This window comes from Pseudoalteromonas sp. SR45-1, from assembly GCF_014163655.1.
GTDB classification, from domain to species: domain Bacteria; phylum Pseudomonadota; class Gammaproteobacteria; order Enterobacterales; family Alteromonadaceae; genus Pseudoalteromonas; species Pseudoalteromonas distincta.
The window spans coordinates 36,005-56,534 of the sequence record NZ_JACJDR010000023.1 but is presented as its reverse complement, the minus strand read 5'-3'; the positions used below and the strand labels follow the sequence as shown (position 1 = coordinate 56,534).

17 protein-coding genes are annotated in these 20,530 nt (G+C 39.6%); 10 read left to right on the top strand and 7 right to left on the bottom strand.

What is annotated here, in order from left to right:
* From H5089_RS18715 to H5089_RS18705, 3 genes are all read right to left on the bottom strand, one after another.
* A partial coding sequence (locus H5089_RS18715; RefSeq protein ID WP_182712867.1) for an ABC transporter permease occupies positions 1–683 on the bottom strand: 683 nt, incomplete at its 3' end.
* Positions 680–1,378, bottom strand: a complete 699-nt coding sequence (locus H5089_RS18710; RefSeq protein ID WP_024597019.1) for an ABC transporter ATP-binding protein — start codon at positions 1,376–1,378, stop codon at positions 680–682. The genes H5089_RS18715 and H5089_RS18710, both read right to left, overlap by 4 nt.
* A gap of 7 nt (positions 1,379–1,385) precedes the next feature.
* Entirely contained in the window at positions 1,386–2,456 is a 1,071-nt protein-coding gene (locus tag H5089_RS18705) for a CDP-glycerol glycerophosphotransferase family protein (RefSeq protein WP_182712866.1), read from the bottom strand.
* Positions 2,457–2,634: 178 nt separating this feature from the next.
* On the opposite strand from H5089_RS18705, the gene H5089_RS18700 reads away from it, so the two are divergent.
* The 7 genes from H5089_RS18700 to H5089_RS18670 all read left to right on the top strand — a co-directional run bounded on the left by H5089_RS18700 (position 2,635) and on the right by H5089_RS18670 (position 10,175).
* Positions 2,635–3,738 (top strand): phosphoribosylaminoimidazolesuccinocarboxamide synthase, encoded by a 1,104-nt coding sequence (locus H5089_RS18700; RefSeq protein ID WP_182712865.1) that lies wholly within the window; start codon positions 2,635–2,637, stop codon positions 3,736–3,738.
* Positions 3,739–3,860: 122 nt separating this feature from the next.
* Positions 3,861–4,523 carry a methylamine utilization protein gene (locus tag H5089_RS18695; RefSeq protein WP_182194018.1) on the top strand — a complete coding sequence of 221 codons (663 nt, stop codon included), beginning with the start codon at positions 3,861–3,863 and terminating at the stop codon, positions 4,521–4,523.
* The gene (locus H5089_RS18690) at positions 4,516–6,831 is read left to right on the top strand and encodes an EAL domain-containing protein (protein WP_182712864.1); all 2,316 of its coding nucleotides are present in this window, start codon (positions 4,516–4,518) and stop codon (positions 6,829–6,831) included. Before H5089_RS18695 ends, H5089_RS18690 begins: the two co-directional genes overlap by 8 nt.
* Positions 6,818–7,651, top strand: coding sequence for a DUF3034 family protein (locus tag H5089_RS18685; protein ID WP_024597016.1), 834 nt, complete (start codon positions 6,818–6,820; stop codon positions 7,649–7,651). The genes H5089_RS18690 and H5089_RS18685 overlap by 14 nt, the downstream gene beginning before the upstream one ends.
* Positions 7,651–8,070 (top strand): group 1 truncated hemoglobin, encoded by a 420-nt coding sequence (locus tag H5089_RS18680; protein WP_024597015.1) that lies wholly within the window; start codon positions 7,651–7,653, stop codon positions 8,068–8,070. The genes H5089_RS18685 and H5089_RS18680 overlap by 1 nt, the downstream gene beginning before the upstream one ends.
* A 105-nt stretch (positions 8,071–8,175) precedes the next feature.
* Positions 8,176–9,342, top strand: coding sequence for a capsular biosynthesis protein (locus tag H5089_RS18675; RefSeq protein WP_182712863.1), 1,167 nt, complete (start codon positions 8,176–8,178; stop codon positions 9,340–9,342).
* The gene (locus H5089_RS18670; protein ID WP_182712862.1) at positions 9,342–10,175 is read left to right on the top strand and encodes a sulfurtransferase; all 834 of its coding nucleotides are present in this window, start codon (positions 9,342–9,344) and stop codon (positions 10,173–10,175) included. The genes H5089_RS18675 and H5089_RS18670 overlap by 1 nt, the downstream gene beginning before the upstream one ends.
* 160 nt (positions 10,176–10,335) lie before the next feature.
* On the opposite strand, the gene H5089_RS18665 is transcribed toward H5089_RS18670, so the two are convergent.
* Positions 10,336–10,695, bottom strand: a complete 360-nt coding sequence (locus tag H5089_RS18665) for a DUF5522 domain-containing protein (RefSeq protein WP_024596018.1) — start codon at positions 10,693–10,695, stop codon at positions 10,336–10,338.
* A 43-nt stretch (positions 10,696–10,738) separates the two neighbouring features.
* On the opposite strand from H5089_RS18665, the gene H5089_RS18660 reads away from it, so the two are divergent.
* Positions 10,739–11,065 (top strand): hypothetical protein, encoded by a 327-nt coding sequence (locus H5089_RS18660; protein WP_024596017.1) that lies wholly within the window; start codon positions 10,739–10,741, stop codon positions 11,063–11,065.
* Between the two features lie 94 nt (positions 11,066–11,159).
* On the opposite strand, the gene H5089_RS18655 is transcribed toward H5089_RS18660, so the two are convergent.
* A complete protein-coding gene (locus tag H5089_RS18655) occupies positions 11,160–12,128 on the bottom strand; it encodes a class 1 fructose-bisphosphatase (RefSeq protein WP_182712861.1) in 969 nt (322 codons plus the stop codon).
* A 154-nt stretch (positions 12,129–12,282) separates the two neighbouring features.
* On the opposite strand from H5089_RS18655, the gene H5089_RS18650 reads away from it, so the two are divergent.
* Entirely contained in the window at positions 12,283–14,712 is a 2,430-nt protein-coding gene (locus H5089_RS18650; RefSeq protein WP_182712860.1) for a zinc-dependent metalloprotease, read from the top strand.
* Between the two features lie 98 nt (positions 14,713–14,810).
* Here the strand turns inward: H5089_RS18650 and H5089_RS18645 are convergent, their stop codons facing one another.
* Together H5089_RS18645 and rapA are read right to left on the bottom strand one after the other, a co-directional pair.
* Positions 14,811–15,584: a YggN family protein gene (locus H5089_RS18645; protein ID WP_182712859.1), complete on the bottom strand. Its 774-nt coding sequence runs from the start codon at positions 15,582–15,584 to the stop codon at positions 14,811–14,813.
* Between the two features lie 326 nt (positions 15,585–15,910).
* On the bottom strand, positions 15,911–18,805 hold the full coding sequence (rapA, locus tag H5089_RS18640; RefSeq protein WP_182712858.1) for an RNA polymerase-associated protein RapA: 2,895 nt from the start codon (positions 18,803–18,805) through the stop codon (positions 15,911–15,913).
* A 305-nt stretch (positions 18,806–19,110) separates the two neighbouring features.
* On the opposite strand from rapA, the gene H5089_RS18635 reads away from it, so the two are divergent.
* The gene (locus H5089_RS18635) at positions 19,111–20,508 is read left to right on the top strand and encodes a PhoH family protein (protein ID WP_024605078.1); all 1,398 of its coding nucleotides are present in this window, start codon (positions 19,111–19,113) and stop codon (positions 20,506–20,508) included.
* Positions 20,509–20,530: the final 22 nt, after the last annotated feature.

Genomic DNA, 20,530 nt, shown 5'->3' with positions numbered 1-20,530 from the left:
TGCTCATGCTCATGCTCATGCTCATGCTCATGCTCATGGCTCGCTTTACCGCCGTGAATTAAATCGATTGCAGCCAAAGGAATGTGCAGCGTTTTATCAACTGGCGTGCCTGTTGGGTTTAAAATGCCGACGACTTTAAATGGGTTATCGTCATGATGATGAAAACTGGTGTTCCCCATGCCGTGCGATATAACAATAGAGTCGTTAAGTTTGTAGCCTAGTTTATTTGCAACTTCGCTACCTAGCACCACTTCGTTAATTGCGGCAAAAGGGTGGCCTTTGTTAAAGGTTAAATTTTGTTTTTTTGCAAAGCGATAATGGCTAAAGTAATCAAGTGTTGTGCCTAGTACCGCTTGGCCTTTATGGCTGTCGCCTAGGCTTATAGGTATGCTCCATTTTACGCCTCGCTGACTTGTTATGTATTGATAACTTTTCCAACTTACGCCGTTATTAGTATGGCCAATTCTAAATACTGACGAAAGCAGCAACTGTATATCGCCGGTACGCGCACCAACAATTAAATCAGTGCCCGAAATAGTATTACTAAAACTACTTTTAGCATCAATTCGTACACGTTCAATACTCAAAAGTAGCATTACACTAATTGCGATAGTAAATAATGTAAGCAGTACACTTGCGCGGCGATTTAATAAGCTTTTGTAAGCAAGTTTAGCGAGAATCATACCTGCTCCTGCAAATTTATAAGATCAATGGAGCGGTTAAATAAAGGCTTTAGTGTTTCATCGTGGCTCACAAATACCAGCGTACTATTAGATAACTTTGCTTGTTCAAACAGTAGCTTTATAAAGCTCTCACGGTTATTTGTATCGAGTGCAGATGTGGGCTCATCAGCAATTATTAGTTCAGGGCTGCCTATAAATGCGCGAGCGGCAGCAACGCGCTGTTGCTGTCCAATACTCAGTGTCGCTACATCTTTATGGTGATACTGGGCAGTAAGGCCTAAAGCATTTAATAACCGTATCGCTTCTTTTTGTAAGGCAGAGTTTTTATTTGATGATTTCTTTAATATTTTTTGTTTTCGGCTTTTTGAAAACTCACACCCAAGCGTTATATTTTCAATAGGAGTTAAATAGGGAAGCAGGTTAAAGTTTTGAAAAATGTAGCCAATGTGATCCGCTCTAAAAACATCACGGGTTGTATTGCTTAATGTAGTTAGGTTTTGGTCTAAAATTGATACCTCACCGCTGGTGGCTGTATTAATGCCAGCAAGAATCGCTAATAAGGTCGATTTACCTGAGCCACTAGGACCGTGTAAAAAAATATGCTCACCTTTTTCTATAACTAACTCTTTTATGTTGAGCGTGGGTGAGCTATCGCTTTTATGCCACTTAAAAGTTACGTTTTTCAGGTTTATCATTATCCGATTACCAACCCCAGTAGTTTAGATCTTTACGCATTTTTAGCTGTCTTATTATATTTAATGGCTTGGGTTTTAGTTTTTCGTTACTTTGTAAAAATTCATTAGCTGCATTTAATACGCGTTGGCTAGATTGGCCATCGGTATACGGATGAAGTTCCTGGCAATAGCTTTCAATATTTTGCATTAAATCACTAGGTTTAGTAAGCACGTGTTCAATAGCTGCTTCTACTTCATCTGCGTCGGTAATATCAAGTAAATGAGGAAGTGGTTTTTGATTACAAAACGTGACTACCGGTTTACGTAGTAGTAAAAACATTAAAAGAACTGACGATGTATCGCACAGCATAACATCAGCAGCTTGCAGTAACGGCAAAACGTTATCGGTTTCAACAAATGTTAGATTTTCGTTACTCAGCGCTTTATATTTATTAACCCATTCGGCATGCATTTTAGGATGAAACTGCATCAAAATACGCCACTTACCTTGCTCACTAAAATGTTTTATTTGCTCATATAATTTAGGAGCAAGTGATAGCTTTCGTGAGAAAGTAGAGCATATAAGTAAAGTAGGGCGAGGGTCGTCGCTTACATAAGGATTATTTGAAGTGTTACTAAAAAGTGGATCGAGTGTTGGCCAGCCAGTTTCAGTTACTTTAAAGAAACCATGCTGCTTAGCTAGCTCTTTAAATCGGGTTGTTGTATTTGGGCCTTGCGTACAATATAAATCGTAACAACCACGAATAGTAAAATGACCACGATTACCTTCAGAGCTGCGCTTTTCAGAATTAAAACCATGAAATACAGCTACTTTTTTACCTGGAATAAAGCTAGGTACTATATTACCCGGTATAAACGTAATGTTTGGAGCCCAGCTTTTTACATCTTTTATGGTATGTAAACGTGGCTCGTCTGTGGTTAAAAAATCGGGGTTTACTTCGCTACCCGCTAAAAACCAGCGTACTTCACCACCATGTGTCAATATTTGCGCCTGCAAAGGTCTCAAGATAGCGTATGAATAATTCTGAGAAATATACATTAAGTATTTTTTATTTTTAGTGGCAGTTAAGTAGTTCAAGCTATCTCCTCAGGCTGGTTAGCACATTAAGTTTACCCCATTGCGACTCGCTTATAAATATATGCCTTTATTTGTTTTAAGCATCCGATTGAGCTTTGAGGTTGGCTAGATTATTATACAGCCCATATAACCCCATACCATACTTTGCTCAAAGAGCATCCCTAACCCCGGAGATAGCATGACTAGCTATAAAGTTTTAGACGTAAACGATGATTTACCCATTCGTACCAAAGGTGAAGTACACAGCGGTAAAGTTCGTTCAGTTTATTGGTTAACTGATGAAGACAGCGCACGATTAATTAAAGATAAAGGCTACCAAGTACCGACAGGTACTGAGCTTGCTATTATGGTTATTTCAGACCGAATTTCTGCATTTGATTGCATTTGGCAGGGCGAAAACGGTTTAAATGGCGTACCAGGTAAAGGTATAGCGCTAAACTCAGTGGCAGCCCATTGGTTTAAGTTATTTGATAAAGCGGGTCTTGCGGGTAATCATATTGTAGATATTCCGCATCCGTATGTGTGGATTGTACGTAAAGCCAGTACAGTGAAGGTAGAGGCAATTGCTCGCCAATATATTACGGGTAGCATGTGGCGCGATTACGCTAAAGGCATACGTAACTTTTGTGGTATTGAATTACCAGAGGGTTTAAAAGCGAACCAAAAGCTTGATAACGTTTTAATTACGCCGTCAACAAAAGGTATTATTGAAGGCGTTGCTGATATTCCGCCTGTTGATGATGTAAATATTACTCGCGCTAATATTACTAATAACTTAGATGTATTTAACTTTAAATCGGCAGATGATGTAACCAAATACGAAAAACTGTTAGTTGAAGGTTTTAAATTAATTAGTGATGAACTAGCGAAGCTTAACCAAATTTTTGTAGATACAAAATTTGAGTTTGGTTATGTAGAGGGTTTAAATGGCGCGCAACAGCTTATATATATTGATGAAGTAGGCACGCCTGATTCGTCACGTATTTGGGATGAAGCCGCTTACAAAGACGGTAAAATTGTTGAAAATTCTAAAGAAGGCTTTCGTCAATTACTGATTAATAACGTGCCAGAGAGCGACGTATTATTAAATAAAGATCGCATGAGTGAGCGTGAGCAGTTAGCTAAAGGTTATATTTTACCAGAATCAGTAATGCTTGAAGTGTCAAATACCTATGTTGGCATAGCGAGTAAAATTGTTGGCAGAGATATCGTGATCCCTGAAGATCCTCGCCAAGAAGTTATTACTATTTTAGATAACGATTACGGATTAATTGTTAAATAACAGCACTTAAGTGCTAATAAAGCCAGTAACTAAATCTTTATTTTTAGTTACTGGGCTATAATTCTTGCAATTAGTGCTCGTCTCTAATTAACTTAACCTAATATTAATGTTTAGGTATTGTTATGTTTGAACGGGCATTGCAAAAGTTTGCTAAAAGTCATTACTTTTTAGCTATAGGTTTGTTTTTTAGTCAGTTTGCTTTAAGTGCAAATGTTGAATTAGTAATAGAAGATCAACACGGCCAAAAGTTATCAGGTGCTGTGGTTGAGCTTAATATTGCAGGTAAACAAGCCACACCATCAAATTTGCCCATTGCTATAATGGATCAAGTCCATAAGCAGTTTTTACCCGAATTATTAGTTGTACAACAGGGTCAAAAAGTTAACTTTCCTAACAGCGATAATATTCGCCATCATGTTTATTCTTTTTCACAAGCTAAGCCTTTTCAACTAAGATTATATTCAGGCCAACCAAAAGAGCCCATTACGTTTGAGCAACAAGGGGTTGTTGTTTTGGGGTGTAATATACATGACTCTATGGTTGGCTATATTTATGTAGCTAACAGCGAATTCGTATATAAAACAGATAAAAAAGGCTATGTAAATTTGCCTATTAATACACTGCCTGCACAAGTGAGTGTTTGGCATCCATTACAAACAGCACCATTGGAGAATAAAAAAATGATAACAATTAATTCTCAAAAACAGTTACAGATAACAGTAAACACATCAACTCCAGCACCCAGAAATACCTTTGGTAGTAAGTTTAAGGCTGGTAATGACTAATAGTTTACGAAATCGCATAACCATTTTATGTGTTGGCTTAGTGTTATTAACCACTATGGTCAGCTTGTTTAGTTTTTGGTGGTCTACGAGTAAATTTCAAGAAGAAAAAGTAAATCAAGATATTACCGTAGCGCAAAATGTTTATAAGCAATATTTAAAGTCAAAAGAAAGCCTACTGTTAACCGCTGCAAAAGTACTCACCTCCGATTTTGGTTTTAAGCAAGCTGTAGCAACGCGAGATGCAGGTACAATCAGCAGCGTGTTGTTTAATCACAGTCAGCGTATTGATGCCGAATTAATGTTGTTACTTGATTTATCGGGTAAGCTAATTTCCGCCAATACTGACGAAGACGTTTTTGCACACAACTTAAAGCCCTTGATGGAAGAGCTTTTAAGTGCGCCAGAAGAGTCTAGTTTTGTGGTGCTTAATAACGAGCTGTATCAAATTATTTTATTACCTGTAAAAGCGCCACGTACAGTAGCCTATAGTTTGGTGGGCTTTAAAATTGACGACAATGTAGCCCATGAACTAAAAAGCTTAACAGGCATGGATGTAAGTTTTATAGGCAGTGCTGACGATATTGTTATTAGCTCATTAGCTAATCGTCCTGAGCAATTTGAACCTGTTAGCTATTTTAGTACCGTAACCACATCGCGGTTTTTTGGTGAGTATTTAGTGTTTCGTAACCGAGAAATAGATTTACCATCGTTGTTGACCCATCCCATAATTATTTTGCTGAGTGCCGATTTAACACAAAGTTATAGTGATTTCGAAAAACTGCTTTTTACACTTATTATTTTAGCTATTTTAACTATGTTTGTAGGTGTTATTACGAGCAGCATATTTGCAAATAATTTAACTACGCCACTTACTCAACTAGCTGTAATAGCAAGGCAATTTGCACAAGGGAATTATGCTTTTGAATTTAAAGGCCAAAGGCAAAGTACCGAAATAGACACGCTAGTCGCAGCGTTTGATAGCATGGGTAATGATATTAATCAGCGCGAGCAACAAATTAGCTTTCAAGCCCGTCACGACTCCCTAACAGGCTTTTATAACCGCTCAGCAATGCTTGAGGTGCTTGATGATGAGTTAGATTCATCAGCCGAGTACACGCTCGTTGCAATAGACATAAAAGGTCTTCGCCATATAAACGATAAGCTCGGTCCGCGCATTGGTGATGACTGCCTAAAGGCCGTTGCTTGCAGAATAAGTGAGTTTTCGGATGAGTTAGGGGGCTTTCATGCCCGTATTGGCGGCGATGAGTTTTTAACTGTGTTTCCGACTGCGGCAGCGCGTGAACACAAAAGCGGTATTGTTGGCTTAATGGCACAATTACAAGCGTGCTACACCATTCAAAAACTAAAAATTAACTTACGCTTTAGTGCAGGCATTGTGCAGTATCCTACACAAGGTATTGCAAGTGATGACTTAATGCGCCGTGTGCTAATTGCAGTTGAAAGTGCTGCAAACACACAAGAGAGCATACATTACTATCAAAATGGCGAAGACGAAGCGCACTTAGAGCGCTTAATAATGCTTGATGAACTAAAGCAGGCTATTAGTGATGACGATGGTCAATTGTTTATGACTTATCAGCCAAAATTACATTTGAAATCGCAAAAAATAGATAAAGTTGAGTCGCTTATTCGCTGGCAGCGAAAAGATGGTAGCTGGGTTAATCCTGAACTGTTTATTGACTTAGCCGAGCAGTCGGGGCTTATTGTTGAGCTTACTGGGTGGGTTGTTAATACGGTTGTAGCACAAGTAGCTGATTGGCAGTCTAAAAATATAAACTTACAGGCTGCAATAAATGTATCTGCGCAAGATATAGCATTTCCGGGCTTTCACGCTGCATTAGTTCGTACGCTTAAAAAGTACAAATTAGATTCTAAGCTGATCACTATTGAGCTTACTGAGCGCGATATGATCGAAAACGAAGAAAAAGGTATTAAAGCGCTCGAAAACCTAAAGGCAATTGGCGTTAAAATATCATTAGATGATTATGGTGTAGGGCAAACATCACTTGGTAGATTAAAAATGCTGCCTATTGATGAGCTTAAGCTAGATAAGTGCTTTATCCTAAAACTTGATGAATCGCAAAAAGATCAATTTATAGTGCAATCATCAATTACGTTGGGACATCAGCTAGGTTTCTCGGTTGTAGCTGAAGGGGTTGAAACGCTTGGCTCATTAAATTTACTTAGAGGCATGCAGTGCGACCATGCACAAGGCTATTACTTAAGTAGGCCTTTAAAAGCAGAACTATTAGAAGAATGGCTGGAGGAATACTATGCAAAAAATTAAATACTTATTAGCAAGTTTGTTTTTAATAGTTAGTGTGCCGAGCATTGCAAGCAATGGAAAACTGCTAGCTACGCCGGGAGTTTCTCAAATTGAAGGCAGTGGCGGCGGGGGGATTGTACCGTGGGCACAACTTGCTGGGTACGCAAGTGATGATGAATTTTCGGTAAATGGCTTTTGTAGTCGCGCAGATGTAACCGACTACACACTTGACGTATGTGGTGCACAACTTAATTTATTTAATCGTGTTGAGCTTAGTTATGCCCAACAGCGCTTTGATGTACCAGCACTTGATGCTGAAATAGAGCAATCAATTACAGGTGCTAAAATACGTTTGTACGGCGATATTGTTTACAGTGATTGGCCACAGCTTAGCTTAGGGATTCAGCATAAATCACTGGATGATGGCAGTATTGCAACACTTGTAGGCGCAGAAGAGACTAGCGGTACTGACTACTACCTCGCTGCTAGTAAATTACATTTAGGGGCTATTGCTGGCTATAACTGGTTTTGGAACGTAACTACAAGATACAGTGAAGCTAATCAACTTGGTTTACTTGGTTACGGTGGAGAAAATACTAGCGGAAAAGTATTATTTGAAGGCAGCACAGCACTATTTTTGAGTCGCGAAATAGCCGTAGGTGTTGAGTATCGTCAAAAATCAAATAACTTAAACTTAGGCGAACAAGATTGGAAAGACTTATTTGTAGCGTGGATGCCTAACAAGCATGTGAGTGTGACTGCGGCTTACCTTGATTTAGGAAGCATTGCAGGGGCTGACGATCAAACAGGTTGGTATTTATCGGTTACAGGGTATTGGTAATGAAAAGCGTTGGTATTTTTTTGATTTGTTTAGGGTTGCTTAGTGGGTGTGCAAATTCTACTAAGCTCTCACTTTATCAAAAGCTGGATGGTAAAGCGGGGATAGGCAGAATTGTTGATAGCTTTATCTATCAAATAGGCAATGACGAGCAGATAATTCATTACTTTGAACACAGTAATATAGCGCATTTCCGCCAAGGATTTATTAATCATATGTGCATGTTAGTAGAGGGCCCGTGTACATACGATGGCGACTCTATGGTGGCAATTCATACTGGTATGCATATTACAGAGAAAGATTTTAATCATGTTGTTGATTTGCTTATAAATGCAATGAATGAGCAAGATGTTAGCCATAGCTTACAAAACGATATTCTTTCTAGAATGGCGCCACTTCGTGATGAAATCATAAAAATGTAACTATAAAGCTTTCAAAGTAATTATTAAGTAAAGGGAACCTTGCTTTGATTGCATTGTCCACATAGAATTATTTCATAAAAACAACAATTGGCAAATATAGCTTGTATGGCTTATCTATTTATTTCTCGCAAAAATGTACACGCAAAATACTATAAAAAAATAATCAAAAAATTGTCGATGAATTGCCAATTACACATCATGGGAGCGCCTAAACTTTCTGCTGTGAAATATTTAAAAGATGCGTTCCAAGTTAATTTTACTGGTGTAGTCAACTCTCAACTAAAACGTAAAAGAGCACGTAATACAACTTGGAATAATTCTATCGTTACTGCTGTTTACAGTGCTGGGTTAGTTTTATTTGAACGATTACGATACGCTAAGTATTTAGCCTTATTAACCGAGACTAATCCTGACTGCATTGTTATTTGGAATGGCAATAAACTTCCAAATACAACCGTTGCTATGGCTGCAAAAGCATTAGGTGTAAAGCAGTTTTATTATGAAAATGGTTTACTACCCGGTACAAGCAGTTTAGACCCTAATGGTATTAACTATAATGCGTCGTTAAGCCGTGACCCTTCTTTTTACCTAAATTTTGACCCACAAAATAAGTTAAACTTTTCTGCGCCGGATTTAATTCCAAGAGCTGATCATAAAAAGCGCTGTGAATTTGAGTGCGCCGATGTGCCAGAACGCTATATATTTGCGCCTTTTCAAGTACCTCACGATACTCAATTAGCTAGCTTTTCTCCGTGGATAAACTCTATGGACATGTTTTACGACGAGGTGATTAAAGCCGTCAAAAGCTTAAATGATCCAAGTTTAAAAGTGGTTTTTAAAGAGCATCCGTCGTGGCATAAACATTACGCTCATCTTTATGAAAAAGATCCGATTGCAATTTTTGCTAATGGAAATCAAACGAGTGATTTGATTAAGTGCGCAGAAGCCGTATTAACGATTAATTCAACGGTCGGCTTAGAAGCATTACTGCTAAATAAACGAGTTTTAACTCTTGGGCAAGCCTGTTACAACATTGAGGGTTTGGTAAAGCATGCGAGCACTGCCGAGCAGCTTGCAGCAAATCTGAACGAAGTAATGCAGGGCTGGCAACCAAATACATTATTAAAGGATAAGTTTTTTAGCTTTATTGAACATGTATATTGTATTCCTGGCGTTTGGAAACACACTGAAGATAAACACATTAAAGCGATTGAAGCGCGTTTTACGGGTAATGATGAGTTTGCTAAATATCATGGTGATAAGGAATCGTAGTGAAAAACCTAATTAGCTGTCAGCAATTACACGAGCAAATTAATAATCCTGCATTAGTGATATTTGATGCAGGTATGCTGCGCCCAGGTGTTTTGGGTACTTATTCGCCACAAGCAATGCTGCCCAACGCTAAACGTTTTGACATAAAAAACGAGTTGGCCGATAGATCAAATCCCTTACCAAGTACGGTATGCAGCGAGCAGCAGTTTACCCACGTGATGCAAAATGCAGGAGTAAATAACGATTCGTTTATAGTTGTATACGAAGATGGCGGTTTATTTAGCGCAGCAAGGGCGTGGTGGATGTTTAAAGCTATGGGGCATCACAACGTAAAAGTACTCAGTGGTGGCCTTAAAAAGTGGTTAGAGAGCGGTTACGCCACACAGCAAGGTTATAGTAAATCGTTAGGTAAAAGTGATTTTACGGCAAGCTATAATTCTGAGTATTTTATCAATAGCCAACAAGTGGTTGACGCAATTGATGAGCCCAGCACTGTATTGCTAGATGCACGTGCTTATAAGCGTTTTACAGGCGAAGAAAGTGAACCCCGAAAAGGCATGCGTAGCGGGCATATCCCAAATAGTCGCTCGTTGCCTTTTATGGATTTACTTAATAAAGGTGAAGCTAAACCACTTGCCGAAATTAAAGCGATATTTAGTGACGTGGTTGATGATGCGCGGCAGTTACAGTTTAGCTGTGGCTCAGGTATTACAGCGTGTGCTTTAGCGTTATTTGCTACTGAATGTGGTTACAGTAATTTAAGCGTTTATGATGGTTCGTGGAGTGAGTGGGGTGCAAGTGATTCATTACCCATCGCCACAGGAGAAAAGTAGATGTGTTGTGGGTTTAGAGCTTGCTCACGTTAAAGCCGCAGCGTCTCTAAACCTCTTTGTAAATAACAGTACTTAAAAATATTACTCACAAGGAGAAGTGAAAGAGAAGAAAATGAGAAGATAAAAATCAATGTTTGCTCGTAGTTGTATTAAATAGCTTTTACTTTTTAAAACCATAAGGGCAGTTTTTACAACCATTTTTGCAGCACGAACCACGCTTTAAAAAGAACCACTTACTAAATACCATGTAACCACTTTGCATGGTGTAGTCGAGCCCTTCAATTAAATTGTCGTTACCTCTATATTGCTTTGCAAAGTCTATTTGGGTTTTAATAGGTTGTGTATAAACACCCTCTAAAAAAGTATTTATTTTATTAAGCGTGCACTTGCGGCATAAACAACTTGTTGCTGTGATATCAAGCGGTAAAATAGCCGGCAGCTCATTGCACCAACACGCTGATATATCGTCTACATTACACGTTAGAGTGCTGTGACACTGAGTGCAGTTAAGTTGAGTCATTATAATTCTTTTTAGTAACAGTGAGCCAATAATAACAAATATTATGAATACACAAAAAGCATTAGCTGAATTTATTACATTTGGAGAGCAAAGGGACGAAGCTATATCGGTTATCGTTTCAAGCCCTGCTGATAGCAATAAAGCTCACTATACTCTCTCAACCGAGGTTTTAATTGATGTGCTTAAACGCTGTTTAAGTAACGAAATAGACTTAGATGATTTGGAGCTTTGGGCAAACGTAATTGAATCGCGAGATGACATTGATTGTACTGAGCATGAAGGTTTTATTTATGCGCTCAGTAATAGCGAGCAAATGGGAGAGCTTAATCATCAAAAGCTTGCTCAAATAGTTGCGTTAGTAAAAGTTTGATTTGTTTAAAAAGCGAGGTGTAAAACCTCACCTAAAAAAAACCGCACTTCAATTGAATGCGGTTTTTTAAATTGAGGACAACCGTTTTAAGCGATTATTTATGATATCCCAAGCACGTTTCTACTTCGTTTTTAGAACCTAAAATAACGGCTACTCGCTGGTGGATTGCATCAGGCTGAATATCCATAATACGCTCGGTACCGGTTGATGCGATACCGCCAGCTTGCTCTACTAACATAGCCATTGGGTTTGCTTCATAAAGTAGGCGTAATTTATTTGGCTTTTTAGGATCTTTGGTGTCGGTAGGGTAAGTAAATAAACCGCCACGGCTAAGCACGCGATGTACATCGCCCACCATTGCTGCAATCCAGCGCATATTAAAGTTTTTAGCGCGCGGGCCTGTATCGCCTGCTAGCAAATCATTGATATAGTTTTGCATAGCTGGCTGCCAATGGCGTTGGTTAGACGTATTAATGGCAAATTCGTTTGTATCAGCAGGGATTTCGGCAAAATCTTGTGTAAGTAAAAAGCTGCCTTGTGTTTTATCAAGAGTAAACAGGCGCGTGCCTTTACCTGTAGTCAGCGCAAGCATTGTTGATGGCCCGTAAAGTACGTAACCTGCAGCAACTTGCTTATGGCCGGGCTGCATAAATATGCTTTGATCAGCAGCGGCAGAGCCTTCAGGCGCTTCCATAATAGAAAATATAGTACCCACAAGTGAGTTAATATCCGTATTTGACGAGCCATCGAGTGGATCAAATGCCACTATAAACTTAGCGTCTGGGTTACCTGCTACTGTGTAGTCTTCTTCTTCAGAGGCGATTGCTTTAACCGTACCTGATTCCAGTAAAATATCTTTTAACAGCTGATTAGATAATACATCGAGCTTTTTTTGAGTTTCACCTTGAATGTTTTCATCAAGGGTTGAGCCTAATACGCCAGAAAGCGCGCCTTGACCAACGCGAAACGAAATTTCTTTACATGCCGCTAAAACTGTTCGAATTAATGATAAAAGTTCTCTTGAACAACCATCTTCAAGTAATACTGGAGGGAGTCTACGCATTCTATTTTCCTGATAACGTGTTAAAACCAATCATAATGTGAGAGAGATTAGCTTAGAGCGCTGAAATTCGTCTTAAATAACTGTATTGTTTAAATAGCACCCTATAATGGGACCACCTAATCGTACTTAAAACACAAATAACAAAGATAAGATTATGAAAAAAATACCACTACTAAGTTACATATTCTTTACTGTGCTGTGCTCTATCATAACTCAAGCGCACGCAGCAATTAAGTCAATTGATGAATTTACTACGCAAATGAATCATTTTCCGGGCTATTATTCGTTTTTTTACGATACCCAAAAGGGAAAAGTATATTTAAAAGTTGATAAGTTTGAACAACAATTTTTACTGCAACAAAGCTTGCCTTACGGTATTGGCTCTAACGATATAGGCCTTGATAGAGGTCAGCTTGGTAATACTCACCTTGTGCAGTTTGAGCGTTTTGGCGACAAAGTAATGCTGCGGGCTGTAAATACTTACTATCGTGCTAATACAAGTAACAAGGCTGAACAGCAAAGTATTAAAGAAGCGTTTGCATCAAGTATACTTGCTGGTTTTAAAGTGGTTGCAGAGGATAAAGCCACAGCACTTATTGATTATACGCCTTATTTATTAAGTGATGTACATGGCGTAAGCCGCACACTTGCTGCACGTAAGCAAGGCAACTTTAGCCTTGATGAATCACGTAGCGCCGTTTATATGAATCGCTCAAAAGCATTTGTAAAAAACACTGAGCTTGAAGCCGTACTTACATTTAAGGGCACAAAACCAGGTGAATTTGTTCGCCAAGTAAGTGCCGACCCTTATGCGCTTACTGTTCATATGCATCATTCACTTATTCAATTACCAGATGATAACTACACGCCTCGTAAGTTTAATCCGCAATCAGGTTTTTGGAGTATAGAACATAAAGATTACGCAGCGCCGCTTGGTGAGTCTATGTATGTGCGTTATATACCGCGTCATCGTCTAACTAAAAAGGACTCAAGTTTACCTATTAGTGAACCTGTTAAACCAATTGTTTATTACCTTGATCCTGGCGTTCCAGAGCCCGTTAAAAGCGCTTTGCTTGAAGGTGGGAAATGGTGGAACGACGCATTCACTGCTGCAGGATATAAAAATGCATTTATAGTAAAAGTGCTGCCAAGTAGCGCCGACCCTATGGATATTCGTTACAACGTCATTCAATGGGTACACCGTGCAACGCGTGGTTGGTCATACGGAAGTTCTGTAATCGACCCTCGTACAGGTGAAATACTTAAAGGGCATGTAACACTTGGCTCATTGCGTGTTCGCCAAGATATTTTAATAGCTGAAGCACTCGCTGCTCCTTATTTAAAAGGCAATGAAGTTGCTAAAAACTTGCAAGCAATGGCGCTTGATCGGATTCACCAATTAAGCGCACATGAAATTGGCCACACGTTAGGTATTGCTCATAACTTTGCAGCATCGGTAGGGGATAGAGCCTCAGTAATGGATTACCCACATCCGCTACTTAGTTTTAATGAACAAGGTAAGCTTGATGTAACGCGCGGCTATGCAACAGGCATGGGCGTGTGGGATACCCAAGTAATTAAATATGGCTATAGCGATTTTACTAACCAAGATGAAAGCGCAGAACTTGCTGCTATTTTAAAAGAGAACAAAGCCAAAGGCCTTGAGTTTATATCAGATAGCGACGCTCGTGCTAAAGGTGGCGCACATCCAACAGCTCATCTATGGGATAACGGCACTAATCCTTCTCAGGAGCTTTTAAGAGTTCTCGACGTACGTAAAAAAGCGCTTTCGAAGTTTGGTATTAATAATATTAAAACGGGCGACTCATTATCGCAATTAGAGGAAAAACTAGTTCCGCTTTATCTGTTTCACCGTTTTCAGGTTGAGGCTGCGGTTAAGCTTATAGCCGGTGTTGATTACGAATACGAAACACGTGGTGATTCACCCGTAAAAGGCGCACAAGTCGTTAATAAAAAAACACAGCAAGAAGCGGTAAACGCTATTTTTGCAACGCTTAAGCCAAGTAACTTATTACTTCCTGAATCGGTACTATCGCTAATTCCGCCAAAAGCGTATGGCGAGTCTAAGTCGCGCGAGAGCATAGTGGGGCGCACAGGGTTAACGCTCGATGCAATGGCATTACCCGAGGTTGCAGTGCAGCACAGCTTGTCGCTTTTATTAAACGCACAACGTTTAAACCGCCTAGCGCAGCAGCAAGCGCGTAGTAATGACTTTTATAGTTTAGATGAGTTGCTTGAGGAGCTATATAGCCAAGTGTTTAACGCGTCATCACCTAATACAATGACAGGTAAAATCACTCAGCGCGTGCAATTTTTAACTGCAAAAGCCATGGCTGATTTAGTAGCAAGCGATAGTGTAAGCCCTGAAGTGCAAGCGCAGTTACGTTACTACTTAGTTAAGTTAAGTGAAGACTTTAACCAAAACTCAATGCTGAGCCATACAAGTACTGGCGAGAGTGCGTTTAAGCAATATTTAGCTGAGCAAGTAAATCAGTTTTTAATTAAAGGGCAATGGCCAAACAACTTTAAAGTGCTGCCAATCCCGCCGGGCTCACCAATTTAGAATAAAAAGTAGAAGCGCTTAGTTTTAATCAATTACAAAGCAAAACACCGAGTATATTTATACTCGGTGTTATTTTATTCTAAAAACGAATACGTACTCTAAGACTTTATTTGCACTAAATCGTAATCGGCCATACCAGGTACTATTGCCTGTAAGCGAGACTCGGTTACATCGAGTGCATTTAAACATTCGCAATACTCAGAAGCCTTAAGCTCTAATTGATGTGCCTTTTTTTGTAGCGATTTATCAATTTCTCTTGAGATAATATCCATGCGTTGCCCCATGTCGTTAATGCGATCTTCTATATTACCTTCACGCGATTTAAACGCATCGCCAAGTGATACCAAAATAGCACCTAACGATCCATGAACAGCAGAGTGAATTTGCTGGCTGATCTCTTTAGTAAAAAAATCATCTATTTGCGAAAGTGATTGAGGGGCTATAAAAAAGAAGTCATCTCCGCGCTTAAACTTATCCATTAGCGCGCGCTCTACATACTGCAATTGTGTTTTAAGTACTTCAGGTTCTTTGTCTGACATACCTTCAACTACGTGTTCAATAGCGCTTAAGCCTAAGTTAACACCATCGGTAGCAAGGTTTACTAATTCGGGGACTGTATGGCGAATACCATTACTAAACTGTTCGAGTACTTTGCTTTCGTCATCGCTTAAATCAACCCAATAACCGCGAATAAACAGTTGGTTATTGTTATTAATTTGGACACGAGTTTGGCCTTTATCTAATATGCGAATTGCATCGTCAGTAATAATTAAACCATGACGTAATTCAACATCGCATTGGGCTTGAGCAAAGACACTAGTGCTTAAGAGCGCCATGGATAACGCCAATATCGAACGAGATAGAAACGCCATAAACACCTCAAAAAGACTAAAATGGAAGGCGAGTAGGTTAACAAAAAAACAACTTTATGCAAGGGAAAATAAACCTATCAACTATCTCACAGAATAGTTGTATAGAGTGCAGCTTGAGTTTTTAGATACGGTTATGTTGGGCAAAATCAACAGTCCAACAAAGGGCTTAATATATAGCTAGAGAGGGTAGAATTGGCTCATAATAAAATAAGAACACGTGGTTTTTAAATGAAGTTTAAAAAGATACAGCTATTTATATCAATTAAGCTTAATGGCCGACTCTAAATTTACTCTGGAGTCGGCTCAAAAGACTAAAAACTAAATATTTAGTGTGAAACCACTATTAAGCGAATTGCATCAAGTTGTAACTGCGTTTTTTCAATATACGTAGTTAGGTCGTTACGTTGCTTATCGTAGAAGGTAATTTCTTCTTGGCGAATATTCGGATTAATTTGCTTCAGGGCAACAAGTCGCTCTTGCTCTTCACTGAGTGATGTTTGCATTTTAGCAAGTGACGCTGCGCGAATAACTTCAAGTTTTTCTTGTGCCATATCTTTAGCGGTAGTGATCATCGGGTGAACAACGCTTTGCAATGCACCGGCAAGCTTACTTGCTGTTTGGCGGCCAACGGCTGATAACTGCTGATTAAAGCCTTCAAATGCCACGTTTTCATCTAGGTTATTACCTGCTTTATCGAGCAATATACGAATTGGTGTAGGCGGTAAAAAGCGACCAACTTGTAATACTTTTGGTGCCATTGCTTCTGCAACAAAAATAAGCTCAACAAAAAAGGTACCAGGCGGTAACTTTTTGTTTTTAAGTAATGCTACCGATGCGCTACCAAAGTCGTCGTCACAAATCATATCCATGGTGCCTTGCACCATAGGGTGATCCCAGCTGATAAAGTGTACGTCTTCTTGCGAAAGTGCCGTGTCGCGATCAAAGGTAACCGTCATACCGTCTTCTTTAAGCGATGGGAACGATGCATTTAACATATGTTCCGTTGGCTTTAAGATAATGGTGTTTTCGCCTTTATCTTCTTGGCTTACGCCAAATGTGTCAAACACGTTGATCATGTAGCTTGGCAATTCAAACTGGTTATCGAGTTTTTCGATATCAGTCACAAGCGAGTCGGCAGCACCTTGACCCGATGAATGTAGCTCTAGTAAACGATCTCGTCCGCTTTCCATTTTTTTACGCAGTACCGCATTTTGTTGTGCTACTTGCTCAAGTAATGGATCGAGTTCGTCTTCATCGCAGTTATGCGCAGAAATATATTCAAGTAGGTCATCACGGAACTCTTTATAAAGCATTTGCCCAGTTGTTGATGTAGATTCGAATGCATCTAGACCTTCGTTATACCAACGTAGCAGTACTTCTTGAGCGGTGTTTTCAAAATATGGCACATGAATGTTCACATCTTGTGTTTGACCTATACGGTCTAATCGACCAATACGTTGCTCGAGCAAATCTGGGTTTAGTGGTAAATCAAACAACACTAAGTGATGCGAGAACTGGAAGTTACGACCTTCTGAGCCAATTTCTGAACACAGTAATATTTGTGCATTATCGTACTCGTCTGCAAAAAATGCAGCAGCGCGGTCACGCTCAATAATCGACATGCCTTCGTGAAATACCGACGCTTTAATTGCTTCACGTTCACGCAGTATTTGCTCAAGGCTGATAGCTGTTTCAGCTTTAGCACATATAAGCAGTACTTTTTCGCGCTTAAGCGTTTTAAGAGTGTCGATTAACCAATCTACACGTGGATCGAATAAACCCCAGCTTGCGCTTTCGCCTTCAAATTCTTGAAATATTTTTTCAGGAAACAGAGCACGGTGTGCACTTAGTTCAGGGTTTTGAATGCCGCCCATGTTACCAAGAACCGACATAGCCGTTTTATACTGCTTTGGCAATGCCATTGGGTAGGCGTGTAATTTACGACTAGGGTAGCCATCAATGCCGCTGCGACTATTTCTAAATAATATACGACCTGTGCCGTGGCGATCGAGTAGCATGTTAAGTATTTCTTTACGCGCTGGTAAATCACCTTGCTGTGCTTTTTCAAGAATATCAGTAATGTCGGTTTTTTTTAATAGCTCAATTAGCGTGGCTTTGGCTGCGTCGTCCAGAGCTTGCTCTTGCAGTAATTGATTTGCAGCTTGCGCTACGTCTTTATAATTTGCTTCTTCTTCTTTAAACACGTCGTAGTCGTAAAAACGATCCGGATCGAGTAATTGTAAACGCGCAAAGTGACTGCTGTGACCAAGTTGATCAGGCGTTGCTGTAAGCAAAATAAGGCCCGGAATATCTTGGCTAAGCTCTGCCATACGTTGGTACTCAGAGCTTGGCTTGCCGTTATTGATACTTAGGTGATGGGCTTCATCTATTACTAAAAGGTCCCAATCAGCAAGCGTTGCTTGTTCAAACCAACGTTTTTTCTTGGTTAAAAACTCAAGGCTGGTAAGTACTAGTTGCTCTGTATCAAATACGTTTGGAGAATCTGCAAACGCTTCGTCGCAGCGCTCTTCATCAAAAATAGAAAAACGTAAGTTAAAGCGGCGTAGCATTTCTACTAACCATTGGTGCTGTAAGTTTTCAGGCACCACAATAAGTACGCGACTCGCACGGCCACTAATAATTTGTTGATGTAGTATCATGCCCGCTTCAATTGTTTTACCAAGGCCTACTTCATCTGATAAAAGTACGCGTGGGGCAAAACGTTTACCCACTTCTTGTGCAATATAAAGCTGGTGCGGAATAAGATTAGCACGCTGACCAATTAAACCTTTAATAGGCGATTGTTCACGTTCAAATTTATGTAACCACGTTTGGTAGCGAAGTGTGTAGCGATCAAAACGATCTACTTGGCCTGCAAATAAACGATCTTGTGGTTTATTAAACTTAATAAAATGATCTAAAAAGGTTTCTTTAAGTTTAGCCGTTTCGCCATTATCAACACGGGTGCCGTGATAACAAAGTAACTCGCCTTGTATTTCAATAGACTCTACTTCTAATTCCCATTCTTCAACGCTTTTGATCACATCGCCAGGATTAAATGCCACACGGGTAACAGGTGCTTCTGCACTAGAATAAACACGGTTTTCACCACTGGCAGGAAATAATATGCTGACCTGACGGCCTTCAATGGCAACAACGGTGCCTAATCCTAAATCTGACTCTGTATCACTGATCCAACGCTGACCTAAGGAAAAATTCATGTATGTCTCGTCTATGATGAAAAAGGCGGCTATGTTACCTGTAAGCTAACACCACTGCAAGGCGCTATTTGGCTCACTTTTAATTAATTTTGTAAGTGTTAATTATTACTATTAAAACAGCTTGTTTATGACTCTTTTTTAGGTAAATCAAAACTAATTACAGTTTGTAATAAAACGGACTTTTATGACAAATAGACTAAACTTACATTATGCCTTAGCAATTAAGTATTGCAGGTTTAAGTTTTGCCCGTTTTACTTAGTTATTTTGGTATAGCATAAAAATCATAAAACGTAAGGAAAGTGCTATGGAAAAAGCTTCGAACCTTGAAAGTAAAATGTATGTGCTAGATACCAACGTACTACTTCACGAACCACTCGCTTATTTGTCTTTTCAAGAGCATGACGTTGTAATTCCGATGACGGTGCTTGAAGAGCTTGACCATATAAAAGACAGAAAACACGACGTAAGCCGTGATGCGCGCGTCGCTATTCGTGGATTAGATGAAGTTCTTAAAAATGCAACGCCTGAACAAATGCTACAAGGCGTGGCGCTGCCGAGTAACAAAAAGGCAAAAGCGAGCTCTGCAGGTACCCTCATTATTGTAAACGACCATTTATTTGCCGACTCCATTTCTGGTTTGCCAGGTAACGAAAACGACCATCGTATTATTAATTGCGCCGTGTACTTACAAAAGCAGCACAGTGATTCAAAAGTAATACTTGTTACAAAAGACATAAACATGCGTTTAAAGGCCAAAGGCGCCGGACTTAAATATGTTGAGGATTATCGTACCGACCAACTTATTGACGATATCAGCTTACTCACTAGTGGTTATAAAAAAATTGAAGGTGATTTTTGGGACCATGTAGGGGAGTGTAATACGCAGCAACACGGACGCGATACGTTTCATCATGTGCCTAAAAACTTAATCCCTGATGTATTTTGTAATGAATATTTACTTGATGGAGGGGAGCAGTTTGCGGCTCGTGTTAAATCGTACGATGACGAGCACATAACGCTCAAAGATATTGGTGTTGAGCGTTTAATGCATCAACAAGCATGGGGCGTTAAGCCCAAAAATATTTATCAAGGGATGGCATTAGATGCACTACTGGATACAAGTATTGAGCTTGTTATTTTAACAGGACCAGCAGGGTGTGGTAAAACCTTGTTAGCACTTGCCAGCGCCCTTGAAATGGTCATCGAAAAAGGTATTTACGATAAAGTAATAGTCACCCGTAATACGCCAGAAATAGCAGAGTCTATAGGCTTTTTACCAGGCACTGAGGAGGAAAAGATGGCGCCATGGCTTGCAGCTATCACTGATACGCTGGAGGTATTGCACAAAGGCGACGAAAATCCAATATCGAGTCGAAATTACATAATGGAGAAGGCTAATGTACAGTTTAAATCGGTTAACTTTATGCGCGGGCGTAGCATTCAAAATGCAGTGGTAATTTTAGATGAGAGCCAAAATTTAACGGCATCTCAGCTTAAAACGATTATTACTCGCTGCGGCGAAGGTACTAAATTAATTTGTACAGGTAACTTGGCGCAAATTGATAGTAACTATTTAACGCCAGTAACATCGGGCTTGACGTACATAGTAGAGCGCTTTAAAAACTTTGAAGGCAGCGCAACAATAAACCTCAACGGTGTTGTGCGTAGTCGCTTAGCGTCATTTGCAGAAGAAAATTTATAACTTGCGCTTAACAAATTGGCTC

What these genes read in the sequence shown, in the direction of transcription:
- H5089_RS18710 (WP_024597019.1), bottom strand. Translation starts at nt 1,378, where the DNA reads ATGATAAACCTGAAAAACGTAACTTTTAAGTGGCATAAAAGCGATAGC.
- H5089_RS18700 (WP_182712865.1), top strand. Translation starts at nt 2,635, where the DNA reads ATGACTAGCTATAAAGTTTTAGACGTAAACGATGATTTACCCATTCGT.
- H5089_RS18695 (WP_182194018.1), top strand. Translation starts at nt 3,861, where the DNA reads ATGTTTGAACGGGCATTGCAAAAGTTTGCTAAAAGTCATTACTTTTTA.
- H5089_RS18690 (WP_182712864.1), top strand. Translation starts at nt 4,516, where the DNA reads ATGACTAATAGTTTACGAAATCGCATAACCATTTTATGTGTTGGCTTA.
- H5089_RS18685 (WP_024597016.1), top strand. Translation starts at nt 6,818, where the DNA reads ATGCAAAAAATTAAATACTTATTAGCAAGTTTGTTTTTAATAGTTAGT.
- H5089_RS18680 (WP_024597015.1), top strand. Translation starts at nt 7,651, where the DNA reads ATGAAAAGCGTTGGTATTTTTTTGATTTGTTTAGGGTTGCTTAGTGGG.
- H5089_RS18675 (WP_182712863.1), top strand. Translation starts at nt 8,176, where the DNA reads ATGGCTTATCTATTTATTTCTCGCAAAAATGTACACGCAAAATACTAT.
- H5089_RS18665 (WP_024596018.1), bottom strand. Translation starts at nt 10,695, where the DNA reads ATGACTCAACTTAACTGCACTCAGTGTCACAGCACTCTAACGTGTAAT.
- H5089_RS18660 (WP_024596017.1), top strand. Translation starts at nt 10,739, where the DNA reads ATGAATACACAAAAAGCATTAGCTGAATTTATTACATTTGGAGAGCAA.
- H5089_RS18655 (WP_182712861.1), bottom strand. Translation starts at nt 12,128, where the DNA reads ATGCGTAGACTCCCTCCAGTATTACTTGAAGATGGTTGTTCAAGAGAA.
- H5089_RS18650 (WP_182712860.1), top strand. Translation starts at nt 12,283, where the DNA reads ATGAAAAAAATACCACTACTAAGTTACATATTCTTTACTGTGCTGTGC.
- H5089_RS18645 (WP_182712859.1), bottom strand. Translation starts at nt 15,584, where the DNA reads ATGGCGTTTCTATCTCGTTCGATATTGGCGTTATCCATGGCGCTCTTA.
- rapA (WP_182712858.1), bottom strand. Translation starts at nt 18,805, where the DNA reads ATGAATTTTTCCTTAGGTCAGCGTTGGATCAGTGATACAGAGTCAGAT.
- H5089_RS18635 (WP_024605078.1), top strand. Translation starts at nt 19,111, where the DNA reads ATGGAAAAAGCTTCGAACCTTGAAAGTAAAATGTATGTGCTAGATACC.